This window comes from Aquiflexum gelatinilyticum (assembly GCF_024741135.1).
GTDB lineage: Bacteria > Bacteroidota > Bacteroidia > Cytophagales > Cyclobacteriaceae > Cognataquiflexum > Cognataquiflexum gelatinilyticum.
In genome coordinates this window covers 144022-159752 of sequence record NZ_JANSUY010000014.1, presented here as the reverse complement: position 1 = coordinate 159752, position 15731 = coordinate 144022, and the positions used below count along the sequence as shown (strand labels likewise).

The following is a 15731-nucleotide window of genomic DNA, read 5'->3' as shown; positions in this document are numbered from 1 at the left end:
TCAGATCAGGTTTACCATTTAAATATATACAGCGATGGCTAAGAAAGGTAACAGAGTACAAGTGATCATGGAGTGCACCGAGCACAAGGCTACAGGCCTTCCAGGTACTTCAAGATACATCACTACCAAAAACCGTAAAAACACCACTACAAGACTTGAATTGAAGAAATTCAATCCTATCTTGAAGAAAATGACGGTTCACAAAGAAATTAAATAATTTAGGACCTAGGTTGCTTCCGGCAACGATATAAACCTTGAAAATATGGCTAAGAAAGTAGTAGCAACCCTGAAAAAAGAAGGTGGAGTAACATACGCCAAAGTGATCAGAGCAATCAAATCTGAAAAAACCGGCGCTTACACCTTCAAAGAGGAAATGGTTCCGACCACGATGGTTCAGGATACCTTGAAAAAATAATTTCATTGCACTTTTTGCAATCGAAAGTCCCTTCAAGCTAAGTCTTTGAAGGGACTTTTTTGTTATATTCGGACTTTAAAAATCACAGACATGGGAATTTTCGGTTTCTTTTCGAAGGAAAAAAAAGAAAGCCTTGACCAAGGTTTACAAAAATCCAGCGAAAACATTTTTTCTCGGCTAAGCAAAGCAGTCGTAGGCAAATCCAAAGTAGATGAGGAAGTATTGGATGAGTTAGAAGAAATCCTTATCACTTCTGATGTAGGGGTAGATACTACCATCAAAGTCATCAGAAGAATCGAAGAAAGGGTATCAAAGGACAAATACCTCAATACAGCCGAACTAGACGTAATCCTTAGAGAAGAGATTATGGGTCTTTTGGAAGAAAACCAAAGCACCGACCTATCAGACTTTGACCTACCTGCAGACAAAAAACCATATGTCATCATGGTAGTGGGTGTCAACGGAGTGGGCAAAACAACTACTATCGGCAAATTAGCGCACCAATTCAAACAAGCAGGAAAGTCAGTGGTTCTTGGTGCTGCGGATACATTCAGGGCGGCTGCTGTGGACCAATTGATCCTTTGGGCAAAACGTGTCGATGTACCTATCGTATCGCACGGTATGAATACTGATCCCGCTTCAGTGGCTTTTGATGCGGTAAAACAAGGGGTTGATACCAATGCAGACGTAGTGATAATAGATACTGCAGGCAGGTTGCACACCAAAGTCAACTTGATGAACGAGCTGACCAAAATCAAAAGGGTGATGCAAAAATTCATTGACGATGCGCCGCATGAAGTTTTGCTCGTATTAGATGGATCCACAGGTCAGAATGCCTTTATCCAAGCGCAGGAATTTACCAAAGCGACTGACATCACAGCCCTTGCCATCACCAAACTCGACGGAACTGCCAAAGGTGGCGTCGTGATCGGAATTTCAGACCAATTCAAAATCCCTGTCAAATACATTGGTGTAGGTGAAAAAATGACTGACCTTCAGGTTTTCAACAGAAAGGAATTTGTGGATTCACTTTTTAAAAAGAAGTAGCGAGAAAATCTAAGGCCTCTTTGAGTTTCTAAAAATTGGTTCCTTAATACAAGAAAATAGGATATGAAGCAGAACCTCAAAATGTTCTATTTTAACTTGAAACAATGAATTACAAGACGTTTTTTCATTATGTAAGCTATGCACAATACCCATTAATGCTTCTGGGAATGTATTTTGCTTTTAAGCCATACCTTTATGGACTAGATTACCTTAAAGATAATCCTGAGGTGATGTTTGATAACCTTAATTCGGTTTTGATTTTCATGGGTTTAGGAATAAGTTTCTCTTCATTACAAGATACCTCCAAAACTCAAAATGAGTTATCCAAAAAAATATGGCAAAATCCTCGAAAGGGAAAAATTGCAATTATCATAATTAGCCTGTTTATCCTAATTCTGCTGACCTCTGGATTGACAGGGTTTTATTTCTCTGAAACCGGAATTTTAAAAGATTTATCTATTGGAATTATAGTGTTAAGCCTGGGAATGTTTGGTCTTTTGAAGGCTGCAATCGAAATGTTTGAAAATCACAGAGCGGATAAGAAAATCAACAATATATGATTTGTCAACCCTTATCCTTAAAATAAGTCTCCTCAAATATCGGTTATTGCCTCCTCTTTCATTATACTAAATTGCTTTCTTGATATTCAGTCATAAATAATAATGACTTAAAGAAAAAAATTGAATACCACAACCTCTTTTTTGCTCCTACTCAAAAATCAAAAACAATCCTTACATACCCTTCCCTATCATCGCTTTGCTGTTCTGCCAATTTTAGATAAAATCCATTGGGTGTGAAAAATCCTGAAGGTATGATCTTTTGATTGTTAAAAAATAGCTCCGCAACTTTTCCGAACTCACTGTCCAAAAGAATAAAGCTGCTTTCATTCGTGTAAGTTTCTAAATCTGATTCTTTTGTTTCAATATTTACATACCTCAACAACCTCTTCCGATAAGGATCGTATTGGGTGAATTTGTATCTACTTGTCTTCATACTAGGATTAAAAACTGTCCACTCTCCCCTAGGTTCGGTTTTACCTTTTTCAAAAGTCAAAGGTTTGGAACTTCGTCCATCCACCCAAAAACCATTATCCGAATCTAAAATCAATAAGGAATCATTTGCAGGAAAATTGACCACAAAAAGATCGCGGTCAATAATAAAGGAATGGGCAAAAACCCCAAGTTCAGGATCATCATAGAGTTCCCTGTATTTTTCGGGATAGTTGAAGCCTACAGAATCAAAATTTTCCGAACGGGTATCCAATTTCCATAACCAATCCCGGTAATTCATATTAGGTTCTTTGAGTACAAATGGAACATCAGCCAAAAGCAAGGTCTTGGTTGCAGGATCATAGGTCATGTCATTGCCATTCATCGCAGAAAAATTAGCGGCCAACCTTTCCTCCGGCACCGCAGGCAAAGGAAATCTGCTGATAACTTTCCCTTCAAAATCTGTATGAACAATTTCTTTCTGATCTGAGATAAAAAACAATCCATCTTCAGTAATTAAACTCCCCGAAATAAAAGAGCCGATCCCATCAGGACCTTCTACAAAAAAATTGGTACTCGAAATCAATTTGCCCGAGGGGTAACCGTATTTCAAAAGCCTTTTGTCATACCATGCATAAAGGAAACTGCTATCATTCTCTTCAAGGTAAGCGAATTTGGCAGGGAGGTTTTTTGTGAATTCATCCTTTTCGAAGTAAATGGTATCTGAAATGTATTCGGTCAACTCGCCGGATATGAATTCGGGAGATTTGGATTCCTTGGAATTACAAGAAAAAACAACTGCCAAAAGAAAAAAGAAATACTTACCCATAACTTATTTTTCAACTTTGAAGTTAATTTATTGTCCAATTATTTCAAGCCTAGGTATCATTTATTTGAAAAATTCCATAAGTATCCTTCTTTCAATTAACCTTACAATTTAAAATTCTAAAAGAAAAAAGACCACCAAAGCCTAAATGCTCCAATGGTCTTTTCTCTGTATTGCCTCTTTTCTCTCGCTCCTCGGCTCTCGCCTCTCGTTTCTTATCTCAATCTTTCCCCAAAAACGGATACCTATAGTCCACCGGGGATACAAACGTTTCCTTAATGGTTCTTGGAGAAACCCAACGCAGCAAATTGATCATGGAACCGGCTTTGTCATTGGTACCGGATGCCCTTGCACCTCCAAAAGGCTGTTGACCCACGACCGCACCTGTCGGCTTGTCATTAATGTAGAAGTTTCCTGCTGCATTTCTCAGTTTTTTGGTTGCCAACTCGATCGCATACCTATCCTGAGAGAATACGGCTCCTGTCAAAGCATAAGGCGAAGTCTGATCGACCAACTCCAATGCTTCCTCAAAGTGCTCCTCATGATATACATAAATAGTCAAAACAGGACCGAAGATTTCTTCACACATAGTGGTGTACATCGGATCTTTGGTAAGAATAACAGTCGGTTGGATAAAATATCCCTTAGACTTATCATGGTGCCCTCCAGCAATGATTTCAACACCTTCTGCATTCTTGGCATTATCAATATACTTGGAGATTTTGTCAAAAGACTTCTCGTCGATGACCGCATTGATGAAGTTTGTAAAGTCTTCAGTCGGCCCCATGCTCATTGAAGCCAAATCTTCCAAAAGGTATTTTTTAACATCAGGCCAGATATTGGAGGGGATATAGGCGCGTGAAGCAGCGGAACATTTCTGTCCTTGGTATTCGAATGCTCCTCTTGAAAGCCCAACGGCTACTGCTTTGGCATGTGCGGATTTGTGAGCAAGGACAAAGTCTTTGCCACCGGTTTCACCCACGATTCTTGGATAAGATTTGTACTTGAAGATATTTTCTCCGATAGTTTTCCAGATGTTTTGGAATACTCCGGTAGAACCGGTAAAGTGGATTCCTGCAAAATCAGGATGGTTGAAAATGATCTTACCGGCTGTTGGGCCGTCCACAAAAACCAAATTGATGACGCCATCCGGCACGCCTGCTTCCTTGAAAACCTGCATCAATACGTTGGCTGAATAGATTTGGGTGTAAGCAGGTTTCCACACTACGGTATTACCCATCATCGCAGGTGCTGTTGGTAGGTTTCCTGCGATAGCGGTAAAGTTGAAAGGTGTCAAAGCAAAAACAAAACCCTCAAGCGGTCTTTGCTCAAGTCTGTTCCAAACTCCTGCACCGGAAACAGGAGGCTGCTGTGCGTAGATTTCGGACATGTACTGTACATTGAACCTAAGGAAATCAATGAACTCACAGGCGGCATCTATTTCTGCCTGAAAAGCATTTTTGGATTGTCCCAACATGGTGGCCGCATTGATTTTGGCACGATAGGGTCCAGCCAATAGATCAGCTGCTTTGAGGAAAATAGCAGCTCTTTGTTCCCACTCCATGGATTCCCAAGCTTCTTTTGCTCCCAAAGCAGCATTGATCGCTTGCTCCACATGAGAGGCATCTCCCTCATGGAAGAATCCCAATAAATGCTTGTGGTCATGGGGAGGAGACATAGATTTTTTGATTCCTGTCCTCACCTCATCGCTTCCTATATACATAGGAACATCGACAAGCTGTGATCTGAATTCTTTTAGTGTCTGCTGAAGTTCGATCCTTTCGGGGGAACCCGGCGCATAACTTTTTACCGGTTCGTTGACTGGCTTGGGAACATTAAAAAAACCTTTGAGCATATCTATTTGAGTTTATAATTTCTGATTGGGCAAAGATAAGTACTCCCTTTCTGAAAACCTGCCAAAATTGAGGATTGGAAGTTGAAAAGTTGTAAATGTTGTAGTTCTTGTAATAGTTGTCTGCTTCGCGTTGTCGAGTTCTCAGGTTGTTGAAAAAAACATCCTATTACGTGGTTCTGGCCTCTTATCTCCCTTATCTTGGTACTTGATACAATCTCACAATAGCCCTTCTAATTCCTTCAGATGCCGAATAGTATGCGTCGGCTGATGCTCGATACCTTTTTCATGTGGATCAAAAAAGACCTGATCTATATTGGATCGTATGGCTCCTAATATATCCGAATTGGGATTGTCTCCTATCATGATACAATCAGCCGCAGTAACTGACAATTTATCCATGGCATATTGGAAAATCTGAGGGTCAGGCTTTTTGTGACCGGTGGTTTCAGAAGTCACTACCAAGTCAAAGTAGGGAGTAAGACCAGAAGAATGCATTTTCTTGGCCTGACTTTCATTGAAGCCATTGGTGATGATATGCATTTTGTAATGCGGTTTCAAATAATCCAAAATTTCTTTGGAATAGGGAAGTAAATGCGGCTTGGAGGAAGTCCTGTGCATAAAATCCTCTTCCATATCTTTAGGAACATGTTCCCCCAACACTCCGGCTTTCTCAAATATGAGTTTAAATCGGGTTTCCCTTAAGTTTTTTTTGTCGATTTTGCCAAGGTCATACAATGCCCACAGCTTGAAATTGACCTGATAAAATGCGTCAATGAAAGCCTGGTAGTTTGGAATCCCTACTGAGATCAGCTGGTAAATTTCAAACAACTCTGATAATGATTCTTGCACATTGGTATCATAATCCCAAAGGGTATGGTCCAAGTCAAAGAAAATGTGTCGGTACTTTTTCAAATGGGAGATACTATTTACGGTATGGGTTATTCTCTATTTTATTGATGGCCAATTCCCGATTGGAAAGCAGGATATTGTAGACATCCTGATCTCGTTTGAAATTGGGGTCTTTTTGGATAAACTTAAAAATCTGCTGGATGATTTCATGGGCTTCGTCCAAGATATAGTAAAAAATCCATTGGTCCACCCTCCTGCTCCCCAACAAACCCGAGTTCTTGAGGTATATCAAGTGCCTACTGGTTTTTGTCTGGGTAAAGTCCAGGATATGCTCTAGATCAGATATAGACAGTTCCTTGTTTTGGAGCAAAAGATGAAGGATACGGACTCTCGGCTCTTCGGAAAGTGCTTTAAAAATCCTCATTCCATAACTTAAGCTGATATTTTTAAGTCGCATTTAGTAAATTTAACGAATAAAACCCGGTCGAAATTAAGCAAATGAAACTAAAATAGGCTAATATTATACCCAAATTAGAAAACCTAATTAGTCTGAATTCGGTTCAGCGAATCCAATAAGATAAACTGTATTACCTTGAAATTTAAAGTAAACCCGATAGCTGTTTTCCTATTTTTCACCCTTTTCATTTTGGGGATTGAAGACGGTTTTGCCCAGGATAGAGAAAAGAAAGTTATCCAACTCTCCGGAATCATCCTCAATTCAGACAGTACGGATGCAGTACCGGGAGTCAACGTATATGTTCCAAAAAAGGGACGTGGCACGAGTTCAGGCAGATATGGCTATTTTTCGATGCCGGTTTTGGAAGGTGACAGCGTGATTTTCAGCTTTATAGGTTTAAGGAAACAGTCCTTTAAAGTCCCAGAAAGGGTCGAAGACGACAAAATTTCCCTGATCCTTACCATGCAGGTGGATGAGATTGCTTTATCAGAGATAGAAGTCATGCCCTATCCCACCGAAGAAGATTTCAAGAGACAGGTCCTCGCAATGAATTATGAAGCTCCTATGACGATAGACAGGACAGGTAACCTGAGTCCGGAGACACTTCTTAGGTACGCGGAAGCAATGCCTGCTTCAGGCAATGAAAACATGAGGTATTTCCAGCAGGGACAGATAATGCAGATCCAGGACCGCTATGGACCAAGACCCTTTACTTTGATGGATCCATTTGCCTGGTCAAAGTTCATCCAATCCATCAAAAGGGGTGACCTGAAGAAAAAAGATTGACACGCAAGATCATAATAAAATCAAAAGGCTCAAAATTTATCACTTTGAGCCTTTTTTAATTTTGATAGTTTGATTTTTTGAACAATAACTCACCAAACGATAATTTCTAATCCAATATCTACAAATATCCAGTATCAATCAATATCTCCTTACTAATCAAAATAGCCTCAAACAGAGCGGCTTGTTTATTCAATTTTCAAGACTATTATTACCTTTCTCCAAATAAATTGAAGTAATAGGATATACAATCCTGATGTCTTTTTCTGCCCTGAATCTGTCTATGATCGCCTCTGTAATCTGATGTTCAAAAACCCTTCTTTTCCTTGGTTTGCACAAATACCGGAGCGAAAGCTGAATACCCCTCTCTTGGATTTTGGTATAAACAGTCGGCGTATATTGGCTAAAAGAAATAAAGTGCTCCTTTTGCGCTCTCCTCAAATCAGCCTCAATTGTCTTATAATCAGGTGAAAGAAGCTCATTCATGATTTCCTTTAGCAGGCTACAGGCTTTTTTGTAATCAGATTCCAATCCGATATATATGTTTTGCTCATTCCAGATATAATCAAAACCCTGACTGTAATTGGCTTGGGGATCTATGAATACTTTACCATTGGGAACATGGACTATCCTGCCTGTGCTTTGTTCACCGTCGACCCAATTGCCGACTTCCAGCAAGCTAAATTGGAACAACCTCAAATCCACCACATCGCCTTTGTATTCCCCTATCTGAATCCTGTCACCTACATCAAAAGGCTTGCGCCAATAGATAAAAATCCATCCTGCGATGTTGACAAAAATATCCTTGAGTGCAATCGCTATACCCGCAGACAACAAACCCAAAAAGGTGGTAATGGATTGAAAATTGATGATCCAAATATTTCCTATCAGCAAAAAACCTATAAATACAAGTGCATATTCCACTGTCTTACGGGAATGGAATTTCTTTTTGATTTCGACATCATTTCCCCTTTCTATGATTTTATAAGCCCCTTTCTTGATCAGCCACAAAACCAAAATCACAAGGATGGTTTTATAAATATTCCATCTGATGTCGTAGGCAATAATGTCGTTCAAATATTCAACGTAGTTCTCCATGGCAATTACAGATTGTCTAAACTAACCTTACTTTGGTATATTTCAAACTCCAAACTTTTCTTTATTGTACATACTTCATTTTTTGACAATTTCCCCCATTCCGTTTTTTAATGTAGTTACTTTTTGTTTACATTATAAACACATAAATGTTTATTTAATAAACATTTTAAAAAATACAATGATGTAAATAATTGGATGCCATCTCCGTCATGTGTCGTAATTACATCAAAAGTTAAAAACCAGGATTGATACTGAAACCTATATCGCCGAAGGCATATTTCCACCTATATCGCTTTAGCTTATATCACTTAGTATCGCTGAAGGCATGCCTGCCTTACCTTCGGTAGGTATCAACTTATATCGCTTTAGCATATATCAACCAATATCAATAAGTACCCTTTAAATATGCTTATCAACTGCCATTCCTTTTACAGCTTTAAATACGGGACGATGTCCGTGGAAGCACTGATCGCTGAAGCGAAAGGCAAAAAACTCGACTCCCTCGCTCTCACCGACATCAACTCCACTGCCGGCGTGTTTCCCTTTATCCGCGAAGCACAGAAAAAAGGCATCCATCCCGTCATCGGCATTGACTTCCGTAACGGCGTTCGACAGCAATACATCGGCCTTGCCAAAAACCAAGAGGGCTTCTTCGAACTCAACAAACACCTCTCCCACCACCGCATCAAAGGAATTCCCTTTGATGCCAAGGCTCCCGCTTTTCAGAATAGCTTTATAGTATATCCCTTGCCTACGAAGTTTTTTGCCCTGCGGGAAAATGAATTTGTAGGCGTACACCCTTATCAGCTCAACAAAATCGTGAAGTCGCCTTGGTTCAGGTACAAGGACAAACTCGTCTTGCTGCAGCCTGCGACATTCAGCTCCAAGTTGGAATTCAACGCCCACCGCCTCCTCCGGGCGATCGATGGCAATACCTTGCTCAGCAAGCTGGAAACCGAAGAACAGGGCGAAATCTGCGACATGCTCTACAGCTATGCCGATATGGTCGCACGCTGCGAAGGCCACAGCTACCTGCTGTACAATGCACAGAAACTGCTCGAAGCCTGTCAGTTTTCCTTTTACTTCCAAGCCGTCAAAAACAGGCGGGACATCCTCGGTTCGGACTGGGAAGATTACGACTACCTCAGGCAGGAAACATTCAAAGGTGCCCTCATGCGCTATGCAGACCTGACGGCCGAGATCAGCAAGCGGATCGAAAAAGAACTTGAACTCATCCAGCAAAAAGGTTTTGTCTCCTACTTTCTGATCAATTACGACATCGTCAACTTTGCCCACAGCAAAGGCTTCTACCATGTAGGGCGTGGCAGCGGGGCCAATAGCATCGTCGCTTACTGTCTCTACATCACCGATGTCGACCCGATAGAGTTGGACCTGTACTTCGAGAGATTCATCAACCTGTACCGTGAAAACCCTCCCGATTTTGACATCGACTTCAGTTGGACAGACCGGGACGAGGTGACGGCGTATATTTTTGAGAAGTACAACAAAGGAAATCAGGAGCATGTCGCCTTACTCGGTTCGTACAGTACATTCCAATCCAACTCCATGCTGCGCGAACTTGGGAAAGTCTTTGGCCTGCCCAAAACAGAAATCGAATCCCTGATCTACTATGCCGGTAAGCCGGACTATGTCCCGGATCAGTACGGGAAGCTGATCATCAAATACAGTCAGGTCCTCCACGGCATGCCCTCCCACCTGACGATCCATGCCTGCGGCATTCTGATTTCCCACAAACCGATACATTATTACACCGCAACAGATATGCCGCCAAAGGGATTTCCCCTAGCCCATATTGACATGCATGTGGCGGAAGACATAGGACTGTATAAGTTTGACATCCTCAGTCAGCGTGGTCTCGGACATATCAAGAGTGCCATCCAAATCATCGAACAAAATCAGGGCGTCAAGGTCGATATCCGTGAGGTGGAAAAATTCAAAAAAGATCCAAAAATCAAGGAACACCTGCGGGATGGACATACCATCGGGGCATTTTATGTCGAGTCACCGGCCATGCGCATGCTGCTCGCCAAGATGAAGGCCGACGAATACCTAGAGCTCGTAGCGGCCAGTTCCATCATCCGTCCGGGGGTGGCGCGGTCAGGCATGATGCGTGAATATATCCTGCGGCATGTGGATCCCGAGCGCCGCAAAACCGCCCATCCGGTAATGATGGACATCATGCCCGAAACTTATGGCATCATGGTCTATCAGGAAGATGTGATCAAGGTGGCGCACTATTTTGCAGGGCTTTCGCTCTCGGAAGCAGATGTACTGCGTCGAGGTATGAGCGGCAAGTCACGCTCCAAGGAAGAATTCAAGCATGTCCATGACCAGTTTTTTATCAACTGCGAAAAGCTTGGCCGTGACCCCAAAATCACAGCAGAGGTCTGGTATCAGATCGAAAGTTTTGCGGGATACTCTTTTGCCAAAGGACACTCGGCTTCTTTTGCCGTGGAAAGTTATCAGAGCCTGTACCTCAAAGCCTACTTTCCGCTGGAGTTTATGGTCGGGGTAATCAACAACTTCGGGGGATTTTACCATACGGAGTTTTATGTCCACGAGCTCCGCATGAACGGCGCCGACATACAGGCACCCCACATCAACGAAAGCGACTACCTGACCAATATCAAAGGCAAGACTGTCTACCTGGGGTTTATCCACCTGAAGTTTCTCGAAAAGACTTCTGTCGAAAAAATCCTCCGGGAAAGAGCTGTCAATGGTCCTTACCTGGGATTATCAGACTTTATAGCAAGGGTAGAAATCAGCCTGGAGCAGGCGCTGATCCTGATCCGTATTGCCTGCTTTCGGTTTACAGGGAAGAGTAAGCAGGAACTGCTTTGGGAGGCGCATTTTATCCTGAACAAAAGAAAAACCGTAGCCGTCGGCAACGAACTGTTCAAAAAATCAGGTTTCCGTGAACTGCAGGTTCCCGAACTCGAAGCTGCCGACATCCGGCAAGAGATCGTCGATCAGATAGAAATCCTGGAGTTCCCGCTTGATTCTCCCTTTCTGCTGGTCAAAGACCAGTCTGTGGCGAGCATCAAGGCAAAGGATATGAAACTGCATCTGGGCAAAACGGTGCAGGTCATCGGCTACCTTGTCACCATCAAATACACAAGGACAGTCAAGGGTGAGGTGATGAACTTTGGCACCTTTGTCGATCGGGACGGAGACTGGATCGACACGGTTCATTTTCCTCCTGTCGTCAAAAAATATCCCTTCAAAGGCCGCGGCATCTACCTGATCAAAGGCAAAGTCGCGCAGGAATTTGACTTCTACAGCATCGAAGTCAGCTGCTGCGAAAGGATGGAATACTGGAATGCGGGGGATTGAGGGAATGGTTCAAGTCTCCAGACTTGGACCACACGAAAAGTGTATTTAAACCATTTAAGACTGAAATTGAATCCCGGTGAATTGAATCAAAAGAAATAGGGAAATTAAAAACCTTTTTTATTGATTTAATCAATATTTTTTATACTATTGGTCTAATAATATTTTAAATGGACAATACACATGAATATAATAAATTAGCAAAGGAAATCTACAACTCATTGGAAAACAAAAATGGACTTATTTGGGAATTTACTTTAGCAATAAGGGCACATTATTATAACCTATTTTCAAAATTTAAACCTAGCTATTTCAATGAATATAGTTTCCAAACTCACGAAATCAAATTGGAGGACATTCATCTACAAAATTGCAAAAATGACACAGTTGAATTTATCATAAATGGATCCATTTATGATTCTGTTTCAGATGAGATTATCCATTCAAATAAACATTTCCTTTTTAAGGCGAGGAGAGGCGATGATATTCCGGGAAATGAAAAATTTGATTTTTTAAGTAATATTGAATTAACACCCCAAACCAGTTAATTAATTGACCTTCAACCATCTTAACATACTCTAATTATTTGGGAAATCAGTTTGAGACATTTGAAAACATAAACCAACAAAAAATGGCAACACCCACCGAAGTCTATATCATAGATTTGGAAAAATTCAAAATAAAATTTCCCTTTCCTTTTAATTCAGGGAATGAAAAAGATGATTTTTTACTTACTTATATGAAAACCATCAAGGAAATTCATTGCTTTTGCGATTCCGAGTTTGACTATTTCAGATTAGATATATTGAACATAAAATCCACGTTTGAAGGCATTTATCGATTAATCTTGATAGTCATTGAAAGTAAGCTAAGGGATGATGATGAAACTGCGATCCATCATTTCAATGAACTCATGGAGAGTTACAAAAAGGAAAATGGAACTTCATCGTCATCTGAAAATAAAAGTTCCAAAAATGGCAAGATGTCTTTTGATGCATTTCAAAGTTTAGATGTAAAAGATTTTTTTCGAATAAGACCTTTAACATTGGACAAAGGAAAAATCAACTCTTTGATAAAGGAAGATATGTTCCACATCAAATATCAGGAGAGGCGAAAATGCAGAAACTACAGATTCAGTATTTCTGGTGTTCCCGCTTTGTACCTTGGAGATACAATTGAACTTTGCGAAAAAGAGATTTTTTATGGTATGGATGTTTCTCAATATTATGTTTCCTATTTCAGAAATCAAGATAGTTTTAAAGTCATCACTATCGATTTTCCTGAGTCGGTACTTTGGGGACTAAGAGCCGACAATTTTATTCCTTCGGCATTAAGGTTTTTTGCATATTTACCATTTTCAGTAGCCTGTTTGTTTAGAACAGCTCCGCCACATAATCATTCTTTCAACCCTGAGTACATTATTCCACAATTGTTAATGAGTTTCTTGAAGAAAAACACAGAGGTAGATGGAGTCAGATTTCCATCTACAAAATTCCCTTACAATGAAAAAATTAAACCTTCATTTAACTATGCTTTTCCGGTGAAAGAACCAGATGAGGATGGTTTCTGTAAAAATTTAAAGAGAATATTTGATTGGACTGACCCAATACTTTCAGAGATTGATAATGCCGAAATGAAAAGTGCTTTGAGTGCTTCTGCAGGTAAAATTGGTATGCCTGATAGCCTAAAAAAATAAGAGAAGCATTTAGGTGTTCACTGGGATAATTATCGGCCATTTTGGGGAGAAGATTTATTGCAAATCCCCCAAAGCTACTGTTCCTTTATCTTTCTTAGTTCCTTTTCCAGTGCCAACGTGGATATCTTCTTTTTGAGAATCAGGTTTTCTTCTTTAATCCGTTTCGCTTCCGTTTCTAATTTAGAAAAATCTCCCCTCAAAAATTCTCTGATTATGTAGGAATAGAATGCAAGCAAACAAAGAATCGTAAAAGAAGTGACGTTCGATGCCCGATACATGTCTTGAAATTCAAATTCATTGATTAAGAAAATAACAATCAAGATGATGCCTGAATACAACGTTATAACAATTATTTGTGGGATGTTTTTCATTTGTTTTCGATTTCATTTAGCGCCTTTTTCAAACTCTCATTCTCAATTTCAAGCTTTAAAATGCCTTCACGTTTTTCAAGAAATGCATATTCATCCATTTTTTGGTCTTTCTTGAAGAAAAATATAAAGAACATTATGCTATGGATTAAGCCTAAAAATCGAATAAGGATTACAATGGTTTCATAAAAATAAAAGTTAAAACTTAATAGGTGTTTTAAAAAGTAACGCATATTCTCCAAAGAAACTATCAAGAGGCATAGAATTATTATGTTAAAGGAAAAAGCTAAAATTCTAATTGTTTTGGTTTTCATGTTTGAATCTAATTAAAACTCCTCTGTACGTACATGCGAATTATTAAGGTTGATCGGGCCAAACCAATTTTCTCCAGGATATTTCAGTTTTGCCATTTCAATATATAAATTTTTCTGAATTGGTTCATTGTCATTACAGGAAGCTGATGGATTTAACATCTTAAAAAACTCCCCAAATCCATCTGCTGAATCCCTTTAGAATTATTCCTCTTATGCTATTTATAGATATTTCTGATTTTTTACTTAAAAAGCAGTCCAAAGACTGTATTGACATGGTCCAAGTCTGAAGACTTGAATCAAATATCCCTTCAAAGGCCGCGGCATCTACCTGATCCAAGGCAAAGTCACGCAGGAATTTGACTTCTACAGCATCGAAGTCAGCAGCTGCGAAAGGATGGAATACTGGAATGCGGGGGATTGAAATCGTATTTACACCTTTCCCTAAAATGGGTAATTGTTGTAATCATACTTACAACTTTTACACCATCAATTTTCCTCTATAAAATCCCCGATCCATTTGTAAACCTTGCTTGGGCTGTAGATAAACTGTACGATCATGGGCTTGTGCTTTTTGCCTTTCTGTAAGTGAAAATTGGGTTCAGGGTTTATCTTTTTGTATTCTTCCAAAAATCTTTCTGTTGTCTTTTCGATTCCAGGCAGAGTCTTCCCTCCCATCATGATCAGCATCGGGGGATCTTTTTCATCCAAATAGTAAATCGGAGAAGTGTCTTTCCACACTTGGGAGTTATCTGTGAATGCCCGAAGATATTCTGTTCCCGGAGCATAATTCATTTCTTTCAAAAACCAATACATATCCAATCCCGCCGCATCTATCAAAACTGTTCCCTTTATGGGATTTTCCACACCCAAGGTGTCAAAATATTCATCACGGACCGAAATCAGACTCGCCAAATGCCCTCCTGCGGAATGGCCAGTTACGAAGATTTCATCCGGATCGCCTCCATAGGTTTTGATATTCTCCTTTGTCCATCGGACTGCCTGTGCCGAAGCTTTGGCCATGTCATGCACCTGATAATCCGGGCTAAGCGGATAATCAATGATCACCGATACGATTCCTTTCCTTGCCAATCTCGATCCAAGAAAATTGTAAATGTCTTTATTGCCTGAATTCCAGCTTCCTCCGTGGATGAAAAGCAGGACCGGACTACTCTCATTCGTCTTTTTGGGAGCAAATACATTCAATTGTTTTTCAGGAAGTTTTCCCAAAGATTCATTTTCCATGTAAGTGATTCCTTTGCTTCGCTGAACAGATTTGAAAGAACAGGAAAAAGAAAAGATGGCTAGGATGGTGAAAAGGAGATATCGGTTACAGAATTTCATAAAAGGCATATGGGTTGATTCAAGAAAGATAACAAACAACGGGGTACAGGGTTTAAAATTTTGGAAGAAGATGTTCCACGATCTTAATTTCAAATAGATACCGTAATTAATTTGGATAAATGTAACCTCAACATTAATTCTGAACCCCTTTGTTTGAATAAAATATTATATTTCAATATTTTATTTTGTTATTTCTTTTTCAAATGTTAATTTTCACATGATTCGGAAAACAATACCAAGTTTTAATCACCTTTTTCCGATAATCTAAGTCAATTATACTGACCATATCGATCAAGCCCTAGAAAGGATATGGTGTATTCATCTTCACTTCTCAAAGTTTGA

16 protein-coding genes are annotated in these 15731 nt (G+C 40.0%); 8 read left to right on the top strand and 8 right to left on the bottom strand.

Features of this window, described 5'->3' with window-relative positions; translation table 11 throughout:
* The first annotated feature begins 34 nt into the window (after positions 1–34).
* The 4 genes from rpmG (at position 35) to NU887_RS15475 (ending at position 2022) form a co-directional block, all read left to right on the top strand.
* Positions 35–217, top strand: a complete 183-nt coding sequence (gene rpmG / locus NU887_RS15490; RefSeq protein WP_113925165.1) for a 50S ribosomal protein L33 — start codon at positions 35–37, stop codon at positions 215–217.
* 45 nt (positions 218–262) lie between these two features.
* On the top strand, positions 263–415 hold the full coding sequence (locus tag NU887_RS15485) for a DUF4295 domain-containing protein (RefSeq protein WP_258424284.1): 153 nt from the start codon (positions 263–265) through the stop codon (positions 413–415).
* A 90-nt stretch (positions 416–505) separates the two neighbouring features.
* Positions 506–1462 (top strand): signal recognition particle-docking protein FtsY, encoded by a 957-nt coding sequence (ftsY, locus tag NU887_RS15480; protein WP_258424283.1) that lies wholly within the window; start codon positions 506–508, stop codon positions 1460–1462.
* Positions 1463–1566: 104 nt separating this feature from the next.
* Positions 1567–2022: a hypothetical protein gene (locus NU887_RS15475; RefSeq protein ID WP_258424282.1), complete on the top strand. Its 456-nt coding sequence runs from the start codon at positions 1567–1569 to the stop codon at positions 2020–2022.
* A 151-nt stretch (positions 2023–2173) separates the two neighbouring features.
* Here NU887_RS15475 and NU887_RS15470 read toward each other — a convergent pair whose 3' ends face one another.
* The 4 genes from NU887_RS15470 to NU887_RS15455 all read right to left on the bottom strand — a co-directional run bounded on the left by NU887_RS15470 (position 2174) and on the right by NU887_RS15455 (position 6438).
* The gene (locus NU887_RS15470) at positions 2174–3280 is read right to left on the bottom strand and encodes a DUF4221 family protein (RefSeq protein WP_258424281.1); all 1107 of its coding nucleotides are present in this window, start codon (positions 3278–3280) and stop codon (positions 2174–2176) included.
* A 217-nt stretch (positions 3281–3497) separates the two neighbouring features.
* Positions 3498–5132 (bottom strand): L-glutamate gamma-semialdehyde dehydrogenase, encoded by a 1635-nt coding sequence (gene pruA / locus NU887_RS15465; protein ID WP_258424280.1) that lies wholly within the window; start codon positions 5130–5132, stop codon positions 3498–3500.
* 216 nt (positions 5133–5348) lie between these two features.
* Positions 5349–6044 carry a YjjG family noncanonical pyrimidine nucleotidase gene (locus tag NU887_RS15460; protein ID WP_258424279.1) on the bottom strand — a complete coding sequence of 232 codons (696 nt, stop codon included), beginning with the start codon at positions 6042–6044 and terminating at the stop codon, positions 5349–5351.
* A gap of 10 nt (positions 6045–6054) precedes the next feature.
* Positions 6055–6438 (bottom strand): ArsR/SmtB family transcription factor, encoded by a 384-nt coding sequence (locus tag NU887_RS15455; RefSeq protein WP_258424278.1) that lies wholly within the window; start codon positions 6436–6438, stop codon positions 6055–6057.
* A gap of 195 nt (positions 6439–6633) precedes the next feature.
* On the opposite strand from NU887_RS15455, the gene NU887_RS15450 reads away from it, so the two are divergent.
* A complete protein-coding gene (locus NU887_RS15450; RefSeq protein ID WP_258424325.1) occupies positions 6634–7224 on the top strand; it encodes a carboxypeptidase-like regulatory domain-containing protein in 591 nt (196 codons plus the stop codon).
* A gap of 189 nt (positions 7225–7413) precedes the next feature.
* On the opposite strand, the gene NU887_RS15445 is transcribed toward NU887_RS15450, so the two are convergent.
* Positions 7414–8319 carry a mechanosensitive ion channel family protein gene (locus tag NU887_RS15445; protein WP_258424277.1) on the bottom strand — a complete coding sequence of 302 codons (906 nt, stop codon included), beginning with the start codon at positions 8317–8319 and terminating at the stop codon, positions 7414–7416.
* 405 nt (positions 8320–8724) lie between these two features.
* On the opposite strand from NU887_RS15445, the gene NU887_RS15440 reads away from it, so the two are divergent.
* The 3 genes from NU887_RS15440 to NU887_RS15430 all read left to right on the top strand — a co-directional run bounded on the left by NU887_RS15440 (position 8725) and on the right by NU887_RS15430 (position 13366).
* Positions 8725–11673, top strand: coding sequence for a DNA polymerase III subunit alpha (locus NU887_RS15440; protein WP_258424276.1), 2949 nt, complete (start codon positions 8725–8727; stop codon positions 11671–11673).
* 167 nt (positions 11674–11840) lie between these two features.
* Complete coding sequence (locus NU887_RS15435) at positions 11841–12218, top strand: hypothetical protein (protein ID WP_258424275.1); 378 nt, start codon at positions 11841–11843, stop codon at positions 12216–12218.
* Positions 12219–12583: 365 nt separating this feature from the next.
* The gene (locus NU887_RS15430) at positions 12584–13366 is read left to right on the top strand and encodes an RES family NAD+ phosphorylase (protein ID WP_258424274.1); all 783 of its coding nucleotides are present in this window, start codon (positions 12584–12586) and stop codon (positions 13364–13366) included.
* 74 nt (positions 13367–13440) lie between these two features.
* On the opposite strand, the gene NU887_RS15425 is transcribed toward NU887_RS15430, so the two are convergent.
* The 3 genes from NU887_RS15425 to NU887_RS15415 form a co-directional block, all read right to left on the bottom strand.
* Positions 13441–13737: a hypothetical protein gene (locus NU887_RS15425; RefSeq protein WP_258424273.1), complete on the bottom strand. Its 297-nt coding sequence runs from the start codon at positions 13735–13737 to the stop codon at positions 13441–13443.
* On the bottom strand, positions 13734–14048 hold the full coding sequence (locus NU887_RS15420; protein WP_258424272.1) for a hypothetical protein: 315 nt from the start codon (positions 14046–14048) through the stop codon (positions 13734–13736). The genes NU887_RS15425 and NU887_RS15420 overlap by 4 nt, the downstream gene beginning before the upstream one ends.
* A 486-nt stretch (positions 14049–14534) precedes the next feature.
* Positions 14535–15389: an alpha/beta hydrolase gene (locus NU887_RS15415; protein ID WP_258424271.1), complete on the bottom strand. Its 855-nt coding sequence runs from the start codon at positions 15387–15389 to the stop codon at positions 14535–14537.
* Positions 15390–15731 lie beyond the last annotated feature (342 nt).